This window comes from Xanthomonas fragariae, assembly GCF_017603965.1.
GTDB classification, from domain to species: domain Bacteria; phylum Pseudomonadota; class Gammaproteobacteria; order Xanthomonadales; family Xanthomonadaceae; genus Xanthomonas; species Xanthomonas fragariae_A.
In genome coordinates, this window is the sequence record NZ_CP071955.1 from 252,618 (window position 1) to 271,450 (window position 18,833).

At 61.7% G+C, this 18,833-nt stretch carries 16 protein-coding genes, 2 other RNA genes and 4 pseudogenes; 11 read left to right on the top strand and 11 right to left on the bottom strand.

Annotation, left to right across the window (positions count from 1 at the left end; all coding sequences use genetic code 11):
* Position 1 precedes the first annotated feature (1 nt).
* Together J5I97_RS01130 and J5I97_RS01135 are read right to left on the bottom strand one after the other, a co-directional pair.
* Positions 2 to 778, bottom strand: a pseudogene (locus J5I97_RS01130) (PepSY-associated TM helix domain-containing protein); the annotation flags it as partial.
* Positions 778 to 978: pseudogene (locus J5I97_RS01135) on the bottom strand (DUF4198 domain-containing protein); the annotation flags it as partial. The pseudogenes J5I97_RS01130 and J5I97_RS01135, both read right to left, overlap by 1 nt.
* A 265-nt stretch (positions 979 to 1,243) precedes the next feature.
* Between J5I97_RS01135 and J5I97_RS01140 the strand changes: the two are divergent.
* Together J5I97_RS01140 and J5I97_RS01145 are read left to right on the top strand one after the other, a co-directional pair.
* Positions 1,244 to 1,762: a c-type cytochrome gene (locus tag J5I97_RS01140; protein WP_208588469.1), complete on the top strand. Its 519-nt coding sequence runs from the start codon at positions 1,244 to 1,246 to the stop codon at positions 1,760 to 1,762.
* Between the two features lie 210 nt (positions 1,763 to 1,972).
* The gene (locus J5I97_RS01145) at positions 1,973 to 3,691 is read left to right on the top strand and encodes an ExeM/NucH family extracellular endonuclease (protein WP_208588470.1); all 1,719 of its coding nucleotides are present in this window, start codon (positions 1,973 to 1,975) and stop codon (positions 3,689 to 3,691) included.
* A 4-nt stretch (positions 3,692 to 3,695) separates the two neighbouring features.
* Here the strand turns inward: J5I97_RS01145 and J5I97_RS01150 are convergent, their stop codons facing one another.
* Positions 3,696 to 4,082 carry a MerC domain-containing protein gene (locus tag J5I97_RS01150; protein ID WP_208588471.1) on the bottom strand — a complete coding sequence of 129 codons (387 nt, stop codon included), beginning with the start codon at positions 4,080 to 4,082 and terminating at the stop codon, positions 3,696 to 3,698.
* A 60-nt stretch (positions 4,083 to 4,142) separates the two neighbouring features.
* Here J5I97_RS01150 and J5I97_RS01155 point away from each other — a divergent pair.
* Positions 4,143 to 4,698: pseudogene (locus J5I97_RS01155) on the top strand (GTP-binding protein); the annotation flags it as partial.
* A 416-nt stretch (positions 4,699 to 5,114) separates the two neighbouring features.
* On the opposite strand, the gene J5I97_RS01160 reads toward J5I97_RS01155, so the two are convergent.
* Both J5I97_RS01160 and J5I97_RS01165 read right to left on the bottom strand, forming a co-directional pair.
* Entirely contained in the window at positions 5,115 to 6,080 is a 966-nt protein-coding gene (locus J5I97_RS01160; protein WP_238135602.1) for a type III secretion protein, read from the bottom strand.
* A gap of 387 nt (positions 6,081 to 6,467) precedes the next feature.
* Positions 6,468 to 6,654, bottom strand: a pseudogene (locus J5I97_RS01165) (EamA/RhaT family transporter); the annotation flags it as partial.
* A gap of 120 nt (positions 6,655 to 6,774) precedes the next feature.
* On the opposite strand from J5I97_RS01165, the gene J5I97_RS01170 reads away from it, so the two are divergent.
* The 5 genes from J5I97_RS01170 (at position 6,775) to J5I97_RS01190 (ending at position 10,526) form a co-directional block, all read left to right on the top strand.
* On the top strand, positions 6,775 to 7,437 hold the full coding sequence (locus J5I97_RS01170) for an alpha/beta hydrolase (RefSeq protein WP_208588472.1): 663 nt from the start codon (positions 6,775 to 6,777) through the stop codon (positions 7,435 to 7,437).
* Between the two features lie 79 nt (positions 7,438 to 7,516).
* On the top strand, positions 7,517 to 8,611 hold the full coding sequence (gene zapE / locus J5I97_RS01175; protein ID WP_208588473.1) for a cell division protein ZapE: 1,095 nt from the start codon (positions 7,517 to 7,519) through the stop codon (positions 8,609 to 8,611).
* A gap of 218 nt (positions 8,612 to 8,829) precedes the next feature.
* Positions 8,830 to 8,906: non-coding RNA, sX9 sRNA (locus tag J5I97_RS01180), on the top strand.
* Between the two features lie 65 nt (positions 8,907 to 8,971).
* Complete coding sequence (locus tag J5I97_RS01185; protein ID WP_208588475.1) at positions 8,972 to 9,400, top strand: organic hydroperoxide resistance protein; 429 nt, start codon at positions 8,972 to 8,974, stop codon at positions 9,398 to 9,400.
* Between the two features lie 706 nt (positions 9,401 to 10,106).
* Positions 10,107 to 10,526, top strand: coding sequence for a hypothetical protein (locus J5I97_RS01190; protein ID WP_208588477.1), 420 nt, complete (start codon positions 10,107 to 10,109; stop codon positions 10,524 to 10,526).
* Between the two features lie 15 nt (positions 10,527 to 10,541).
* Here J5I97_RS01190 and J5I97_RS01195 read toward each other — a convergent pair whose 3' ends face one another.
* The 4 genes from J5I97_RS01195 to J5I97_RS01210 form a co-directional block, all read right to left on the bottom strand.
* The gene (locus J5I97_RS01195; protein ID WP_208591854.1) at positions 10,542 to 10,679 is read right to left on the bottom strand and encodes a hypothetical protein; all 138 of its coding nucleotides are present in this window, start codon (positions 10,677 to 10,679) and stop codon (positions 10,542 to 10,544) included.
* 144 nt (positions 10,680 to 10,823) lie between these two features.
* Complete coding sequence (gene dkgB, locus J5I97_RS01200; protein WP_208588479.1) at positions 10,824 to 11,627, bottom strand: 2,5-didehydrogluconate reductase DkgB; 804 nt, start codon at positions 11,625 to 11,627, stop codon at positions 10,824 to 10,826.
* 82 nt (positions 11,628 to 11,709) lie between these two features.
* Positions 11,710 to 12,738 carry an NADP-dependent oxidoreductase gene (locus tag J5I97_RS01205; RefSeq protein ID WP_208588480.1) on the bottom strand — a complete coding sequence of 343 codons (1,029 nt, stop codon included), beginning with the start codon at positions 12,736 to 12,738 and terminating at the stop codon, positions 11,710 to 11,712.
* Positions 12,739 to 12,861: 123 nt separating this feature from the next.
* Positions 12,862 to 13,833, bottom strand: a complete 972-nt coding sequence (locus J5I97_RS01210; RefSeq protein ID WP_208588481.1) for an aldo/keto reductase — start codon at positions 13,831 to 13,833, stop codon at positions 12,862 to 12,864.
* A 233-nt stretch (positions 13,834 to 14,066) separates the two neighbouring features.
* Here J5I97_RS01210 and J5I97_RS01215 point away from each other — a divergent pair, with 233 nt between their 5' ends.
* The gene (locus tag J5I97_RS01215) at positions 14,067 to 14,921 is read left to right on the top strand and encodes a class I SAM-dependent methyltransferase (protein WP_208588482.1); all 855 of its coding nucleotides are present in this window, start codon (positions 14,067 to 14,069) and stop codon (positions 14,919 to 14,921) included.
* Positions 14,922 to 15,157: 236 nt separating this feature from the next.
* Positions 15,158 to 15,730, top strand: a complete 573-nt coding sequence (locus J5I97_RS01220) for a pseudouridine synthase (RefSeq protein ID WP_208588483.1) — start codon at positions 15,158 to 15,160, stop codon at positions 15,728 to 15,730.
* Positions 15,731 to 15,951: 221 nt separating this feature from the next.
* Here the strand turns inward: J5I97_RS01220 and J5I97_RS01225 are convergent.
* Together J5I97_RS01225 and J5I97_RS01230 are read right to left on the bottom strand one after the other, a co-directional pair.
* Positions 15,952 to 16,027, bottom strand: a non-coding RNA gene (locus J5I97_RS01225) — sX9 sRNA.
* A gap of 123 nt (positions 16,028 to 16,150) precedes the next feature.
* Entirely contained in the window at positions 16,151 to 16,303 is a 153-nt protein-coding gene (locus tag J5I97_RS01230; RefSeq protein ID WP_208588484.1) for a hypothetical protein, read from the bottom strand.
* 299 nt (positions 16,304 to 16,602) lie between these two features.
* Here J5I97_RS01230 and J5I97_RS01235 point away from each other — a divergent pair, with 299 nt between their 5' ends.
* Positions 16,603 to 18,744 (top strand): C48 family peptidase, encoded by a 2,142-nt coding sequence (locus J5I97_RS01235; protein WP_238135603.1) that lies wholly within the window; start codon positions 16,603 to 16,605, stop codon positions 18,742 to 18,744.
* Positions 18,745 to 18,833: the final 89 nt, after the last annotated feature.

Below are 18,833 nucleotides of genomic sequence, written 5' to 3' on the forward strand. Positions count from 1 at the left end.
CTCATGCACTTTCCTGCATCGATACGTTGCCCCGCACGGGCACAGCGGCAGTGGCGCGCGCACGTCGCGCAGACGCGGGCTGCGGTGCATTTCCAATGCTGCAAACGTCAATATGCCAGACACACGCCTAGTTCCAGACACACCAGATCGACACCGGCCAGCGTCCATTGCCCGGCCGGCAACGTCACCCCCAGATATAGTTGCCAGCTCTACATGGCGCGACGCGGCCACACCAACGCGGCCAACAACGCTGTGGCCCAGGCGGCGAAGAACAGGTTCGCTTCCATTGCAGTCCGCGCCTCCAACGTCATCGGCAACAATCGGTTTGCCGAGAAGAAAACGGCGAAGGCGATCGGCAAGCCGGCGACCGTGCCGATGTTGAGCGCATCCATCAGGCGCAGGCCAAATCCGATGCGTCCGACCTTCCACCTGCAACCTGCCGCATATCGGCGAGACGACTGGCCGACTCTTGGTAGAAGCGCATTGCGTTGTCGGGGTACTGCGCCTTGATGCCCCACGGCAGGTACATGAACATCAAGGTCACGATGCCGGTGCAGGTGATCATCACGTGGTACGGCAACGCGGTCACGGCTCTGAAGTTGCGAAAATCCAGCCACGAGCGCAGGCCTTTGCCGGGGCGAAAAGTAAAGAAGTCCTTGAAGATTTTCTTGTGCGCGATCACCCCGCTGATGATCGCCACCAGCATGAATATCGCGCAGAACCCGACGATGTAACGCGACCACACCACCGGCAGATAATGCAGATCCAAATGCAGCCGTTGGTGGCGGCCATAATGTGGCGACCGGTGCGCAGCTTCGACAAGGTCACCTGACCTCTGGCATCGGAGGTCAGCGCCTTTTGCCACTGCTACGGGTCGTTCACCGTCACCTCGACCTTGGGCAGTGGCTTGTTGCGATAAAGCACGGCCAGCGTATTTCCGCTCGCAGCGGTGGGCACCAGTTCGAAAGCGAGCTTGGCCAAGGAGCCTCTGGTCATCAAGCTACGAATAGGGGGCTGGCCGACAAAGCCGGCAATGCCTGCCGGTGTCGCCATGCGGCATCGCGGCAATCTGTCAGCGGGCGCGAGCGTGTGTCTTTAGCAAGATCTGCAGCCCGCCAAGGCGCAGTACGCAAAGCTGCGACAGCTGTCATGCGCGCTGATCAGACTGGTGCGAACTGTGCTCTATACTCCTCTATACTCCGGCGCTAGCAGAGGTCTTGGACCAACAGCCAGAGGTGAGCGCGTGCGGAATTACGACCTCGAGTTTCTGAAAAAATTCTCGATGGTGATCGGATTATTGGTAGTGATCACCCTGGGCCTGATCGCCCTGGCAGCCTATTTGCAACGCGCTGTCCCCGACGAAGTCTCACCCACCGCCGCCAAGCGCGTGCAGCAACGCATCGCTCCTGCAGGCGCGGTATACGCAGGCACCACTGGCGCGTCCGCGCAAGCCGCGGCGCAGGCCGCAGCCTTGGCCAAGACCGCCTCGCAGGCCGCTTACGGTGGCAGCACCGATGGCAAGACTATCTTCGACAACCTTTGCACTGCCTGCCACACCAGCGGCGTGGGCAAGGCGCCGACGCTGGACCACGCGCATTGGGACGCGCGCATCGCCCAGGGCAAGGACACTTTGTACAGGCACGCGATCGAAGGCTATAGCGGGCCGGACGGCGGCATCATGCCGCCCAAGGGTGGCAATCCGGCGCTCACCGAAGAACAGATACGAGCCACGGTCGATTGGATGCTGGCCAATCTGAAATAAGCGATCGCAGTGCCAGCCAGCAGTCGCCGATGCCGCGCGCTGGCACGTTCACGGTCGTCAGTGTCATTTGAGCGTTACGGTTCCTCTGCATGACCACGCCAGCGCCGAGCCGCCGGACTGGACGTACTTCGCCGCCGCCTGCACGCTGCGCATCCGCCACCTTTGGGGGCTGCGCTTGCATGTGGTCTACCTCATTTTGGGAGTGTGTCGATGTCGCGTTGCTCGCTGGTTGTGCTTTGTGTGATCGGTCTGCTGGCCCCGCTGCTCGGCAGTGCCGCCGACGGCGCGCCGCAACCTCTGACGATTGCGGATGTGCAGGGTGAAGACGCACGCAGCCCCTACGACGGCCGGGTGGTCGAAGTGGAAGGCATCGTCACTGCAGATACGCGCGCCGGCCTGGCCGGCTTGTTCGTTCAGCAACCCGGTTTTGAGCCGAGGCGTTCGCATGGCCTATTCGTTACCGGTGCAGGTAATGCCGAGGTAGCGGTAGGCGATCGGGTGCGCATCGTCGGCGCGGTTCGCGAGGTTTCGGCAGGTGGCGAGGGGAGCCTGACCACGGTGGATGCCAGCAGCATCGAACGGCTCGCCAGCGGTCAGCCGGTGCCGGTGCGCATGCTCAGCGGGCCGCCGGCCAGCTGGGAAGCGCTCGAAGGCGAGCATGTGCGCATCGCCGCGCTCACGCTCAACGGCAGCGACCGTCTGGACACTTACGGCGAGCTGGTCGCTGCCTTCGGTGGACGCTTGTGGCAGCCAAGCGAAGTAGCCGCCGCCGGCACCCCGGCCTTTGCGCAAGTGGACGCCGACAACGCGCGGCGCCGTGTGTTGCTGGACGATGCGCGCAACGGCCGCAACCTCAGGACGGCGCCCTATCTGCCTGTTGATCCGGTGCTACGCAGCGGCAGCCTGCTCAAGTCGGTGGACGGCATCGTCGATCAGCGCTACGACGGCCAGTACCGCATCCAGATGTTGAATCCGCTGACGCTGCCGGCCATGCCAATAGCGGTGGCGCCGCAGGTCGGTGGCGATCTGCGTATCGCCTCGTTCAATCTGGAAAACTTCTTCAACGGCAATGGCCGCGGCGTCGGGTTCCCGACCAAGCGTGGCGCGCGCACGCATGAGCAGTTCCAGGCGCAGCTGACCAAGCTGGTGTCCACCATCGTGCCGTTGCGCGCCGATGTGGCCGCGTTGATGGAGCTGGAAAACGATGGCAATCGCGCCGATGCTGCCGTGGCGCAACTCGTCGCCGCGCTCAACGCGGCCGACAAGGACAAGGACTGGCGGTTCGTCGACACCGGCAGCGGCCCGGGCGACGACGCGATTCGGGTCGGCATCGTGTACCGCAGTTCGCAGGTCACCCCAGTTGGCAAGCCGGCCACGCTGACCGGTGGGCCGTTCGACAGCCACAGCCGCGTGCCATTGGCACAGGCGTTTCGCAGCAGCCGCGGCGCTACCTTCGTGGTGGTCGCCAACCATTTCAAGTCCAAGGGCTGCGGCAATGCCAGCGGCGCCGATACCGATCAGCAGGACGGCCAGGCCTGCTGGAACGCCGCCCGCACCGAATCGGCCAAGCGCCTGCACCAATGGCTGCAGACCGACCCCACCGGTGCGCAGACCAAGCTTGCGGTGTTGCTTGGCGATTTCAACGCGTATGCGATGGAAACGCCGATGCGCAGCCTGCGGGCCAGCGGCTGGCAGGACGCCTTCGCAGTGGCCGGGGTCAAGCAGCCCTACAGCTACGTTTACGACGGCATGAGCGGGCGGCTGGACCACGCGCTGCTCAGTCCGGCGATGGCCAAGCAACTGCGCGGCGCGGTGGAATGGCATATCAACGCCGATGTCATGGACGACGCCGGCTACGCCAAGCGCAATCTGCCCGGCCCGTGGCGCAGTTCCGATCACGACCCGGTGCTGCTGGGTTTTTCGCTGTAGCGCGCTAGCTTGCGCACGTCCCGGCACGGCCACGCAGTCGCAGATTGACCAGATGCGTGCTGGCCAGCAGCACGCTGCCGGCCACTGTGATCGGTGTTTCCAAGGCGCCGCCGGCCCATCCGCCTGCGCCGACCACCAGGCCCGCCAGTCCGAAGATTGCCAGCACCCACATTGGTGCCGGCAGCGCGCGTCGGCGGTGGGTGCTCCACAGCGCATAGCCGCTCAGTGGCACGGCTGCGGTGGCGAACACCACATGCACCCACTCGGCCTGGCTCCAGGCGCCGAACAGCGGTAGCGCGGCGGCCAGCAGTGGCAACGCCAAACAATGCAGCAGACACAGTCCCGATAAGGCGAGGGCCGAACTGTCCAGCAGAGAAGCGGGGGCGCGCATCGAGCGTCTCCTGTCGAATAAGTGTTATATAGTAACACTTCATTCTTCTAAACTCCCTGGATCTTCGTATCCACCGCCCGAGATCCGCGTCTTCCCGTCACTGTGTTGTCCGGCTTTCTCGGCGCGGGCAAGACCACCTTGCTCAATCGCATCCTGCATAACCGCGACGGCCTGCGTGTGGCAGTGATCGTCAACGACATAAGCGAGGTCAACATCGGTGCACAGTTGGTGCGCGACTGGTGCGCGACGGCGGCGCAGCGTCGCGACGCACTGAAGAGACGTCGGTGAAGTTCAGCAACGGCTGCATCTGCTGCACGCTGCGCGAAGATCTGCTGGGAAGTGCGTGGATTGGCCGAGCACGACCGCTACCACTATCTGTTGATCGAATCTACCGGTATTGCCGAGCCGATGCCAGTGGCGGCCACTTTTTGCGGTGCGCCATGCGGACGGCTTCAGCCTGTCAGATATCGCCCGTTGTCGGATATCGCCCTGGCTCGACACCATGGTAACGCTGGTGGACAGCAGCCGCTTCCTGGCCGATTTCGGCTCGACCGCTACTGCCGTATACCGACATCGGTTGGCAGCGGCAGCAGACGCAGCGCCGGACCGCGCCGTTACCGCAATTGCACGAAGTGTGCGAGGCAACCGAATACGCTAGCAATGCAGCGGCTGTGGCGCCCGCTGTGGGAAGACCGCCCTCAGGAGCCGGTGGTCATCGGTGTGGACATGCATGGACCGCACACCTGTGCCGCATTGGATGCCTGCCTGCCTGCCTGCTGAGCGAGCAGCAACTGCGTCAGTGGGGTCCGGCACAGTCGCAACTGCTGAACGATCGGTTCCCCCAATGAGAGCGTTGATGGCGTCCTGGATCACGGTGTCCACACCTGCCGGCCCGCAATCGAGGTGAAATCGCTGCGGACTGTCAAGTCAAACCTCAACATGGCGTGCGGGACGTGATACCACGTGGATGGGTGTCGCATGCGTCACATGTGGCCGCCGGGCGTTTTGCACGCGCGGGCCGATGTTCGGATCTCATAAGTAGCCGTTGTCGATAGCCTCTTGATGGGCATCTAGTGCTTTCTCAAAGGACAATTGACGCTCTTTGGCTGTGGTGGGAATGCTGTCCATCAGGCGGGGCGACCCCATCTGTTCCAGCTGGTCGTCGGTGCTTTTAACGATCTGCTCCAATGCAAGCATGTTGTTGTAGCCCTGCATCATGCGTTGCAGACGCAGTATTTGGGCAGATGGTGCGCCGCTTTCCTTCAGAGACTCCAGACGCCGTTCCGCGCGCGCATAGTGTCTTGCCAAGTCGGTTTTATTGACGAATTTGCGCTTTGCCTTCAGTAATTGGTTTCGATTCTGCTGAATGGCGTCCTTTTGAACGATGCCCAGGTAGCTGTTCGTGGCTTGCGGTGCATGGATGTTTTCCATCGGTGCGAGCGCGGCCAGCAGCGCATCGAGCTGACCATCGCGGACCTCGTTGCGCTGGGCGATCAGGGCCGCACGATCATTGAGCATTTTTTGCTCATCTGGCGTTGCCTCGCGTTGCTCCATATACAGGCGCATTTGAATTTCACTGCACTGCTTGTTCATCCCTGCCAGTTTCTGATTCAAACCACGCAGTGATGGTTGCCGCCCTTGCTGGGGCACTGGAGAAAGCACTGACGATAGCGACGGCTTTTGAGTGATCGGCGCGGAATGTGATCTTGGCAGGGTGTGCTGCGCCTCCGGCTCCGGTCGCTGCACCCACTCACGACTCGTTCCGTTGGGTGCAGGTGCTTGCAATCTCTGATTGGTGCCGCCTTGCCGCGCTTGCATCTGCTGCGTGCGCGATGGCTTGGGCGTCATCGGCGCGGAATGTGATCTTGGCAGGGTGTGCTGCGGCTCCGGCTCCGACCGCTGCACCCACTCACGACCCGTTCCGTTGGATGTGGGTGCTTGCAATCTCTCATCGACGCGGCCTTGCTGCCCTTGCATCTGTTGCGTGCGACTGGGCATTGCACTGGGCGAGGCGGGTGCCGTACGCGGAGGCGGGCGCTCTACTGATTCAAGCGTTGGAGAGCCTATGCGCATCAAAGGCAGCTGCTTACGCAGCGATGCCAGCGATCTACGCGCTGACGCAAGCATGCCCCGATGCGATTTCGACGCGCCCTGTCCTGCTGCGGACTTGGGGGCGTGAGATAGCGGGTGCTGCGGTGACCCGCTTTGAACCGGCTCTGCCGCGTCGGTTGAGGTGGGCGGTTCCGGGGCGACTCGATGACGGCTGGTCGAAAATAGAGCTGGCAGGCGCATCACACACTCCCATTGGCCTTGGACGTCCATGGTAGCTACTAGTGTCGCCCCCTTGAGGCGTACCGCGAACCGGTGTCGCGCAAGCCGAACGCTTTATCGGCAGCCCGGACGCATACCCCAAGCGATCGCAGCAATTGCAGGGGTCGCCAGCAACAGCTCCATCCACCCACGGCCGCCGATGCGCTCGGCAAACCCCAGCTTGCCGATGCGCGCTCCCAGGACGACCACGCTCAGACTCAATGTTGGCGAAGACGGTTGCCGGGCTGGGCGGCAGCAGCCTCAACAGCACCGAGACGAGGACACGGCAGACAGCGGCAGACAGCAAAATAGTGCATGGGCAATGCAACGCGGCGGCAGGCAGGGCGATGAACGCGGCCGGCGGGACGGCTATTATGAGCGCATGTCCAATCCTCCTTTCCCAACCGAATCCGCTGCGTTGACATTGGATGGGCCTATCGGCCCGCTCGATGTCGCGGTCGATCTGCCTGAGCCGGACGTCGCCGTACAAGCCGTCACCGCCATCATTTGCCATCCCCTCTCCACCGAGGGCGGCAGCATGCACAACAAGGTCGTCACCATGGCCGCGCGCGCGCTGCGCCAGTTGGGCATCACAGTGGTGCGCTTCAATTTCCGCAGCGTCGGCAACTCGGCCGGCGCCTTCGATCATGGCAATGGCGAGCAAGACGACCTGCGCGCCGTCGCGGCATGGGTGCGCAGTCAACGTCCCGGCGACGCATTGTGGTTGGGCGGTTTCAGCTTTGGCGCGTACGTGTCGTTGCGTGCTGCCGGCTCGCTCCAACCGCAGGCGCTGATCTCGATCGCACTGCCGGCCGGTCGCTGGGATTTCAGCAGTATGCAGCCGCCTGCACAGTGGTTGGTGATTCAGGGCGATGCCGACGAAATCGTCGATCCGCAGGGGGTTTACGACTGGTTGGATACGTTGGAGCAACAACCCGAGCTGGTGCGCATGCCCGACACCAGCCACTTCTTCCACCGCAAATTGATCGACCTGCGCGGTGCGATCCAGCATGGTGTCCGGCGCTGGTTGCCGGCCGCAGCCTGACCGCGGCACGGCCCACGCGTATCGCCCAGCGATGCGCCGTTGAGCGGGCAAGGCAGCAGCCGGCCCGCGGAGAAAAACGATGCGTGAGATGACCCCGTCGCAGCGCTACGCCGCCGGCGTAGAACGCGGCGACTGGCGCGCCGACCCCGCGCAGCAGGCGGCCTTGGCGGAACTGAGCCGTATTCACGAGGCGCTGGTGGACAGCGCGCAGGAGGGCTGGCTGGATCGGCTGTCCGCATTCTGGAAAACCCCCGAGCCGGTGCGCGGCCTGTACTTCTGGGGTGGAGTAGGGCGCGGCAAGACCTTTCTGGTCGACTTGTTCTACGACGGTTTGCCAATCAAGCAGAAATACCGCACGCACTTCCATCGCTTCATGCGCGGCGTGCACGAGCAGTTGCGCGAGCATGCCGGGCAAAGCGACCCCCTGGCCAGGATCGCGCAGCAATGGCGCGAAAATCTGCGTGTGCTGGTGCTGGATGAATTTTTCGTCACCGATATTGGCGATGCGATGTTGCTGGCGCGCTTGCTCGAACGCCTGTTCGCCGAAGGCGTGACCTTGGTGACTACTTCCAACACCGCGCCGGAAAATCTTTACGCCAATGGCTTGCAGCGCGAAAGCTTCATGCCGGCGATCGGTTTGCTGCAGAAGTTCTGCGTGGAACTTTACGCGGAAGGCACCGAAGATTATCGCATGCGTGCATTGACGCGCTCGCCGGTGTATCGCACGCCATTGGATGCGCAGTCCGATGCATGGCTTGCGCAGCGTTGGAGCGAACTGAGCGGAAATTCCGAGGCACCCGGCGGCGATATCGAAATCGAGTCGCGCAAAATTGCGGTACGCGCATGCGGCAAAAGCATCGTCTGGTTCGATTTTGCCGCGCTCTGCGAAGGCCCTCGCGGCCCAGGCGATTACATCGAGATCGCGCGCGAATTCACCACCTTGTTGCTGGGCGGCATTGCGCACTTCGATCGCATGAACGAGGATGCCGCGCGCCGCTTCGTCAATTTGATCGACGAGCTGTACGACCGACACGTCAACCTGGTCTGCACCGCGCAGGATGCCCCGTCCACGTTGTACAGCGGCCAGCGTCTGGCTGGCGCTTTCGAGCGCACCGCGTCGCGTTTGATCGAAATGCAGAGTGTGGAATATCTCGCCGCTGCGCATCGGCCGTGAACGTGCACGCGCGCCCCGGCCCAGGATTCCACAAGATCGTTGCTACCGATGAGGACTGCGGTCTGGGTCAGTTTGGCGGCGCCTGGTTGAGCATTGCAACGCTATGGCCGACGGATCCGGCGACAGGTCAGCCGATGGTTACCATAGTCATGCCAACAGTAGCTAACAAAACAACTGCGCTCACTCCCAGGCGGGCGCTGCCGGTGCTCGGAGTCTGCATGTACCACTCGTACACTGCGGTTATTCCGCGCCGTCCGCTCCCATTTGGCGACTTGCTCGCTACGTTTTGTTGGCCACTCTTAACATCGTCGACTATTCAACTACACTACGCGCTGACTGCGCTCACCCTGGAGAACCACCGTGGCCTCACCCGAAAAAGTCCTCTACACCGCCCACGCCACTGCAACCGGCGGCCGCGAAGGCCGTGCCGTGTCCTCGGACAAGGCGCTGGACGTCAAGCTGTCCACCCCGCGCGAGCTGGGCGGCGCTGCCGGCGACGGTACCAACCCGGAGCAGCTGTTCGCTGCCGGCTATTCGGCCTGCTTCATTGGCGCGATGAAGGCCGTGGCGGCGCAGGACAAGCTCAAGCTGCCGGGTGAAATCAGCATCGATGGCAGCGTCGGTATCGGCCAGATTCCGGGCGGTTTCGGCATCGCTGTAGAACTGCGCATCGCCGTGCCGGGCATGGATCAGGCCGAACTGCAGGCGCTGGTCGACAAGGCCCACCAGGTCTGCCCGTACTCCAATGCAACGCGCGGCAATATCGACGTCACTCTCACCCTGGCCTGATCGATGCCAGTGCGCCGTGCGTAGTGCGCATCGCGGGTCAGCAGCGGCCCGGCGCATGCGTCGGGCCGCATGCGTTCAAGCAGATGCCGCTTCTTCCACATCGATGCGCGGCACACTGGGTGGTGATGGTCGCTGTCGCTGCTACCTGGGCTGCTCAACGATGCCGCGTGGTGGCATGCGCAGCGCGAAGCGTTGGCCGATGTTGCCGGGTGTGTGGTCGGCGATTTCACCCGTGCCGACAGCATGCGTGAGCTGGCGACGCAGCTGCCGCCTTGGCCGGGTTTTCCTTCGGCGGCTAAGTCGCTCAGGAAATCCTGCGTATCGCGCCCGAGCGTGTGAAGCGGCTCGCCTTGCCGGATACCCGCGCGCGTGCCGATTCGCCCGAACGCCTCGCCAAGGAGGTCAGCATGCGCGGCGCAAGCGCCTTCCACCGATTCGGCGAGCGTTCGATGCACCACTACGTGCATCCCCGTGCGTTGGCGAGACGAAGGCCTTGCTGGAGCGTGTGCACGGCATCGTGCAAGGCCCTGCAAGCCGCCACGGGCAGAAAGTCGGGGTGCCGAACGTGCAACCCGACAAACAGTCGCTGCAAAGCGTGAACCAAGTCGTGCATCGACACACTAGATATCCTCCGAACCGCTGGCTCACTTGATTCTCACCGCGTATGGCGTGAATTATGTTGCACAGCAGCATCGGGAGCTCCGCAATGCTCGACTCACGCATCGAAAAGGTTGATCTGGCGCTCTCCGAGATCGCCCAGGATCCATCGGAAAAGGTGGCGCTGTGGCAGTGGGCGTGCCGCGAGATGCTGCATGAGACGCTGATCGGCATGCACCAGCTCTCGCACCTGGCCGGCATCGCCCGCCATGTCGCCAACGACTGGCGCGCACCGGTGGATGTCATCGCACCGGAAAAGCCCTATCTGGCTGCATCGGCACTGGCCGACCGTCGCCTGCCGGAGGTGCTCGATGGCCTGGGCAGCACCCACGACGACAACGATCGCGCCAACTTGTGGCGGCTGCGCTACGCCAGCCTGATCGCCGCCACGCTGCAAGGCATGCAGGCACTGGCCGAGAAGCACCGCATCGACCGTCAGGCGATGGCGATCGGTCATCAGTTGAACTAAGAGCGGCTAACAAAACTACTGCGCCGCCGCCAGGCGGACGTAGTTGGCAAAAGTGTAGCCGCCCAGATGGCCTTCGGCATGGACATCGCGCCAATAGGCGATCTCTGCGTCGAGATTGACGACGCGGCGGGTCAAGACAGATGCGGTTTGCATGGGTAGGACTCCGTTGTCGAGACTGCCCACTGTGCCGGCACCGTAGCAGTGCCGGCACAGACAACCAGCATGCGACGACGGGCGGTCGTTACGCGCTGGTTGTGCGCGCATCGGGCGGCGCCGATGCGTACGTAAACCGAGTGTTCAGTCCCAGTTGGGTGCGATGGTCTTCGGATTGGCCAGGCGTCGCCCGCTGTCGAGTGCGGCGATTTCGCTCATGTCCTGTTCGCTTAGCTGCAGCGTCAGCGCCTTGAGGTTGCTTTCAAGGTTCTCGCGCTTGGTCGAGGAGGGAATCACCGAATAGCCCTGCTGCAATGCCCAGGCTAGCGTGACCTGTGCCGGCGTGGCAGCGTGACGCGCGGCGATTGCCTGGATGACCTGGTTTTGGAGCACTTGGCCAACCGCAAGCGTCATGTAAGAGGTGACATGGATGCCTTGCTCGTGCAGGAAGGCGATCAACGCACGATTCTGCAGATACGGATGCACTTCGATCTGGTTGGTGGCGATGGCGTCGGCGCCCAGGATCTCGATGGCCTGCCTGGTCAGCGCGATGGTGAAATTGGATACGCCGATCGCACGGGTCAGGCCCTGCTGCCTGGCCTGCGCCAGCGCTTCCAGATACTCGCGCATCGGCACCTGATCTTTTGGCGACGGCCAGTGGATCAGGGTGAGATCCACATACTCGGTGCCCAGCTTGCGCAGGCTGTCCTGCAGGCTCGGCAGCACGGCATCGCGGTCGAACTTGTCGACCCAGATCTTGGTGGTCAGATACAGCCGATCGCGCGGCACGCCGGAGGCCGTGATCGCCTGGCCGACCTGTTCTTCGTTGTCGTAGATCTGCGCGGTATCGACCGCACGATAGCCCAGCTCCAGTGCGTTGCGTACCGAGTCGATGACGACCTGGTCTTTGAGACGAAAGGTGCCTAAGCCAAATGCTGGGACAGTCATGTTGTTCCTTTGGTAACCGGATTCGGGACTGGAGAATGGGGATTGGTAAACGTGCAAGTTGTGCGTTGCGCTGCGAGTTGATTCAGTCGAGTGCGACGACGGCTTTGCCGAAGTTTTCGCCGCGTAGCAGGCTGATCAGGCCTTGCGGGGCGCTGTCCAGGCCGTGCAGGACATGCTCGCGATACTGGATGCGGTCTTCGCGCAGCCATTGGCCCATTTCGCGCAGGAAGGCCGACATCAGGCGGATGAAGTCGTGCTGGATGAAGCCCCGTACGGTCAGGCGTTTACGTAAGACCTGTCCCATGAAATCTGGCAAGTGATCCGGCCCCGGCAGCTGCTGGCCGCGATTGTTGTAGGTGGCAACCATGCCGCAGACCGGCACGCGCGCAAACGCATTCAACTGTGGAAGTACCGCGTCGAACACCTTGCCACCGACGTTTTCAAAATAGATGTCGATGCCGTCCGGCGTGGCGGCGCGCAACTGTTCGGCGAAGTCGTCGGCGCGATGGTCCAGTGCCACCTCCACGCGCAACGTATCGCGCAGGTAATGCACCTTTTCTTGGCCACCGGCAATGGCGACCACGCGCAAACCTTGCAGGCGTGCAAGCTGCGCCACGGTGGCGCCGACCGGCCCGGTGGCGGCCGCAACCACCAACGTTTCGCCTGCCTGCGGTTTGCCGATTTCGTGCAGGCCCGCGTACGCGGTAAAGCCGGGCATGCCGTACACACCCAGCGCAGTGCTCAGCGGCAAGGCGTCGTCCTTGGGCAGCTTGCGCAACGGCGTTGTCGGTGTCAGCAGGCTATGCGTTTGCCAGCCGCCTGGCAGCACCAATAGATCGCCGGGGTGATAGTCGGGGTGATGCGATTGGAGCACCTCGCCGACGGTGCCGCCTTCCATCACCGCATCGATTTCGACCGGTGCGGCGTAGGACGGGCCTTCGTTCATGCGTCCACGCATGTACGGATCCAGCGACAGGAAGCGATTGCGCACCAGGATCTGGTCGTGGCCGGTGGGTGGTACGGCGACGTCTTCGCTGCGGAAGTTGTATACGCCGGGTTCGCCGTGCGGGCGCGAGGCCAGCACGATGCGCCGGTTGTGTATCGATGCCATGTGGAATTCCTCGCAAATAGACCGCGTGCGTGCGGTCGAGGGAGCACAGCCGCCAGGGCGACTGCGCGAGGGAAGTGCCGGAAGAAGCTCGGCAGGTGTGGCGCGCTTTGCCTACGTGCTGCGTCAAGTCGCCTCAGACCGCTCCGTCGCGCTTGCGCCATCAAGCTGCGCAATCTGATCGGCGCCCAGCGACACGCGTGCGGCGGCCAGCACGTCATGCAGTTGGGTCACGCTGGTGGCACTGACGATCGGCGCGGTCAGGCCCGGGCGTGCGATCAGCCAGGCCAGAGCGACCTGCGCCGGCGTGGCGTTGTGCGTCGCGGCCAGATCATCCAGGGCCTGGAGAATGCGCAACCCACGCGGATTGACGTATTGCTTGACCACCGACGCACCGCGCGCGCTGCTCTTGCCGGCATCGTCGGCACTGCGGTATTTACCAGTGAGAAAGCCGCTGGCCAGCGAGTAATAACTGAGCACGCCCAACTCGCATCCGCGCACCAGCGGCTCCAGCTCGGCTTCGTAACCGGCGCGCTCGTAGAGGTTGTATTCGGGCTGCAGGCTTTCGTAGCGCGGCAGCTTGTAGTGCTCTGAAATATCCAGCGCATCGCGCAGACGCGCGGCGGTGTAGTTGGAGGCGCCGATCGCACGCACCTTGCCTTGCTCGATCAATCGACCGAATGCAGCAAGCGTGGCTTCCAGCGGAACCGATTCGTCGTCCTCGTGCGCCTGATACAGATCTATCACATCGCTCTGCAGACGGGTGAGCGAATCTTCCACTGCTGCGGCGATATTCTCCGGCGACAGGCCCGGATGCTCGCTCCACTTGGCCACCTTGGTGGCGATCAGCACCTTGTCGCGTTTGCCGCTGCGTGCAAGCCAGCGCCCGATGATGGTTTCCGATTCGCCGCCGCGATTGCCGGGCACCCAACCGGAATACGCATCGGCGGTATCGATCAGATTGAAGCCGGCATCGACGAAAGCATCGAGCAACGCGAACGAGGTCGCTTCATCGGCGGTCCAGCCAAACACATTGCCACCGAACACGATCGGTTGAATCTGCAGGCCGGAGCGGCCTAGCGCGCGGGACTGGGTCATCACGGATGCTCCTGATTCGAACTGGCCACAGGATAGTCATGCGCACCGATGTTGCGTGTGACACCGATGTAGGTTAAGCGTTCAGCCGATCATGCGCATCGGCTCACAGGACTTGAACATGTCGATCACCAGGCGCAGTGCAACGCGGCCTATGCAGCAGCGCTTCGGGCACATGGCGTGCTCCGGATCGCATGCTAGGCTCGCGCTACTTTTTCTCGGAAGAGGGCGCTGCGATGATCCGCAACAAGCTGGCCTGTGCGTGTGCGATGAGTGTGGTGGTGGCAATGAGTGCGCCGCTGGCGATGGCGATGAAGCCGGCCGATAGCGCCACCTTGCCGGCGTCCGATGCCGCGCTGCAGGCGGCCATCGATGGCAACTGGCGCGACCGGGTATACGTGCAGCGCGATGTTTATCGCCACCCCGGCCAGACGCTGGCGTTCTTCGGCATCAAGCCGACCCAGACCGTTATCGAGATCACCCCTGGCGGTGGCTGGTATTCGGAAATCCTGGCGCCGTATCTGCGTGAAAAGGGCAAGTACGTGGCGGCAGTGGTCGACCCGGCGTCGGCGCCGGAAGGCCGCAGCCGCGACGGTGCGCAACGTGCGCGTGACGAGCTGGAAAAGAAGTTCCAGGCCAAGCCGCAGCTCTACGGCAAGCCCTCGTTCGTATCGTATGTGCCGAAGGCGCCGTCGTTCGGCGTGGACAATTCGGCCGATCTGGTGCTGACGTTCCGCAACGTGCACAACTGGCGCATGGCCGGCAATGCCGAGGCGATGTTCGCCGGCTTCTACAAAGTGCTCAAGCCCGGTGGCGTGCTCGGTGTGGTCGAGCATCGCGCCAAGACCGATGTGCCGGCCGACGACAAAAGCGGCTATGTGGGGCAGGCACAGCTGATCGCGATGGCCGAAGCTGCCGGTTTCACTCTGGCCGGCAAGAGCGAGGTCAACGCCAACCCGCGCGACACCAAGGATTACCCCGGCGGCGTGTGGACGTTGCCGCCGAGCAACAACCACCAAGCCGCCGACGATGCCAAGTACAAGGCGATCGGCGAGAGCGACCGCATGACCTTGAAGTTCGTCAAGCAGTGATGACAGGCCTGCATGCCGGCGCGTAGAACCTGTCCGGCATACGGCTATCGGCGGTGCGCTGTCGTGGTCGATTGATGGTGTCGCGCGGTGCAACAAAGGTGACGTGGACGCAGCGGTTGCTCCGGTTTTGCACGTGCATTCTTCCGCACTGTTCACTCTTCGCCTACTTCGACCACTCGCACGATGCCAAGCGCGAGCATCATGTTGGGGCAGCAAGCTTGCGCAACAGGATTCGGATGTTGGTGTTGTTGAACAAACCCTATGGCGTGCTGTCGCAATTCAGCGACCGCTCGCAACCGCCCAAACGCACGCTGGCCGAATTTGGTCTGCCGGCCGATGTGTATGCGGCGGGCCGTCTGGATCACGACAGCGAAGGTTTGCTGCTACTGACCGATGACGGTGCATTGGCGCATCGCTTGACCGACCCACGCCACAAGCAGCCCAAGACCTATTGGGTACAGGTGGAAGGCGAGCCGGATCCGGCGCAACTACAGGCCTTGCGCGATGGCGTGGTGCTCAACGATGGCCCGACCCATCCGGCCAAGGTGCGCAGGCTGGACCCGGCACCGGCGTTGTGGCCGCGCGATCCGCCGGTGCGCGTGCGCAAGACCGTGCCCGATGCCTGGCTGGAATTGCAGATCACCGAAGGCCGCAATCGTCAGGTACGCCGCATGACCGCATCGGTCGGCTTGCCGACCTTGCGGCTGGTGCGCGTGGCCATCGGCCATTGGAAACTGGACGCGCTTGCGCTTGGTCAATGGCGGACAGAACAAACGCATGGCGCGCGCCCGCGCCGGACGCGACGCTAGTCGTTGCGCATTCGACAAACGCCTCGCCACACAGCAACGCACCGCGACCAAAAGCCGCAGTGTGTCCATTCCAAAGCAATTGACAGAAACAACGCAACGACCGTGGCGCCTGCCGCACATTGGCCACTCCGTACAGCGCATTGGGTCGCCCGGGAGCGCGTTCCGAATAGAGGGTCGGCAGGGGGAGTCATTATGTCCAGGGCCAAAAGCTGTCTAAGAGCGGCTAACAAAACGTAGCGAGCAGTCGTCAGGTAGGTGCGGACGGCGCGGAGGAACCGGAGTGTACGCGTGGTACATGCCGATTCCGAGCACCGACCGCGCCCGCCTGACGGTGAGCGCAGTCGTTTTGTTGGCCGCTCTAAGTGACTGAATTGCAAGGCTGATTGATACCCGCCTGGAGCGGTAACCGACGCAGGCACGTCAGGGGCCGACAGCCAACAGCGCGAGCGCGACGCGCTGCGCCTGACGGCCGCCGAGCACCAAGGCCTGAACAGGCGCGCCGAGGGTCGGCGAGGATGCGTGCAAAAAAAAGCCAAATCTTGCGCCACCACCTGAAAACTGAGGATTGATCACTCCGCTTTCCAGTCCGTCACAGCATATCTGCAGGCCGTCTGGCTCGATGCGTATTGCCCATCGCCAGCGCCGCGACGCTTGACCGGGCTGGTACCGCGTGCGCGCTGTGCCGCGACCTGCCCGCCGGGAGCGGGGTGTACTGACTGAACCACCTCGACCGGGGGTGAGCCGGCTCAGGCGGAGGGGGTGGGTCAGACACAGGAAGGTCGCTTTCAAGAAAACGAATTCGCCTCCGAGAGTCACTTACATCGTGAACGCGTAACAATCCCAACATCAACTCCCACAGGGCATTTCAAATAATGGACCGATTATTTAAATCTGACTATAATAAATATCGCAGAACGACGGAAGCGATGAATGATCATCGCAATTCTTCGCCCTCTGAAGAACAAAGGGAAAACCACAGCACTGCTTCCAACACGCATCCGCTGCTTGAATCCCTCCCACGAAGAAATCCCACGCAAGTGCATGTCGATAGCTCGGTCCATCGGATGTGTGAAGCCGTGCCGACCTCCCACACCTATAGATATTACTCAAAAATATTCGAGATAATCGAACGCTATGGCGATGGCGAACGCGTTGCCGAACTGAGAAAAATTGTTCCAAGTTTGTTCTCTTTTTTGACGGAATACGGCCTATCACATCGGTTTGGCATACAGATGCTTCGGGAATTGAGCAAAAATCAACGCGACCGTCTATTACATCAGATAACAAGAAGAATTAAAAATCACCTGCATCATGAAGAGAAAGAAATTGCGCTGACCCAGCTGGAATTGGATTGCAGTACCGCTCTCCTGGGTCCCGAAAAGCAAGAAATTGCACTGAGCCAACATGGCCTGAAGTTGGATCGCATTGCCAAAGCCAAAGCCAAAGCCAAAGTCAAAGCAAAAGTCAAAGCCAAAACACAAACTAAAGCCGAAAACTATGACCTTATCAAAAAGACTTCCGTATACACGATCGAAAAAATTATCGGATTACTACCAAGATATGAAAAATCAGAACCAGTGCCATCCATCGCCAATGATATGGCCGGTTTCAACAAGTACTTGTGTGATGATGGCTCATATGGCCCACTTGCACCCTCCATCCTTAAATACGCCACCCCAGATCAGAAGAAAAGATTTGATTGTGCAATTAAGACGCGCCGGCAGTCCTTGCCCCCCAAGGACGGCGATGTGCCCAGAGGAGTACCCCTGTCCCTTTATAAAAAACCTAATTTAATTCTTGAAATCTCAAGAAAATTCAGAAATAGAACGTGCAGTATCAACGATGCAAGCAGTGGATATTTATCACAATCAGACCTCGAAAAAATAGTCGACGAGGAAACCGGCGAATTTACCAGTTTGGGTGAAGTAGTGATTTCAGGAGCATCCGAAGGCACCCAGGCGGCAATTCGCGCCAATTTCAGAAGTCGTTACCAGCAACCGGACCTGCCCCCCAACAGCCCCCCTCGGACCTTTTTTCATCCGCAGGAAGAAAATCTGCCGCACCCATCGTTCTTCTCCGGGGTGAGCACAGATTGGATACGTATGGGTTACCAGCCGGAACCCGTCACCCCGCAATACCCCCCTCAAAGTCCAGCTTCGAACTTCGGCGGACTCTTCTTCATGAGTCATTACGGGCGCGAATTCGACCTCAATACGCCCCAGGAAGAGCAGCCTTGGAGCACCTATGGAGACTATGGCACGCAGACTTCCATGGGGCACTCGGCTACACCCCCCATGAGTCCCGAGAGGATCGATGTGGACAATCTGCCGTCGCCCCAGGACGTCGCAGACCCCGAGCTTCCTCAAGTGACAGCGACTTCGTGGCTGCTAGACGGACATTTGCACGCCTACACCAACAACCTCGCTGGCCGATTGCAGGGGGAGCCCAATGCCCATCTACTCCAATTTGCCGACTCGCAGGTAGTCACCATGCTGAACTCCGAGGACGAAGCGCAGAGAAACGTTGCGTTGCGTCGTCTCGTCGGAGACGCAGACAACCCTGCTCCACCCATCGTGTTCATCCCAATCAACCGAGACAACGTCCATTGGTCGCTGCTCGTCCTCGACCGTCGAGATAACCACTCGCCTGCAGCCTACCATTACGATTCCATGGGAACTCCGCATCCACATCAGCACTGGCATGCGCAAATGGTAGCCTGGCGCTTGGGCCTTGATGCTTCCCAAGTCAATAAAATGCCCACCGCGATACAGCCGGACGGTTATTCCTGCGGCGATCATGTGCTGACCGGGATCGAGGTGTTGGCTCACAGGGTGATCGACGGCGCGTTCGACTACGCGGGCGGCAGGGACCTGAGCGATATCGAACCAGACCGCGGCCTCATCAGGGATCGTCTTGCCCAAGCGGAGCAAGCTCCAGCACAAAGCAGCGTCAGGTCAGTTCCCGAGCCGCCCATCGAACAGAAGAAAAAGAAAAGCAAGTTGTGGAAGTTCTAGCAATTCGACCATCGGCGATAGAGGGGGGGCGGCAGGGATTGGTGTAAAAAACAGCCAAAAATGAGCTGACTCGTTGTGAGCCAAGAATT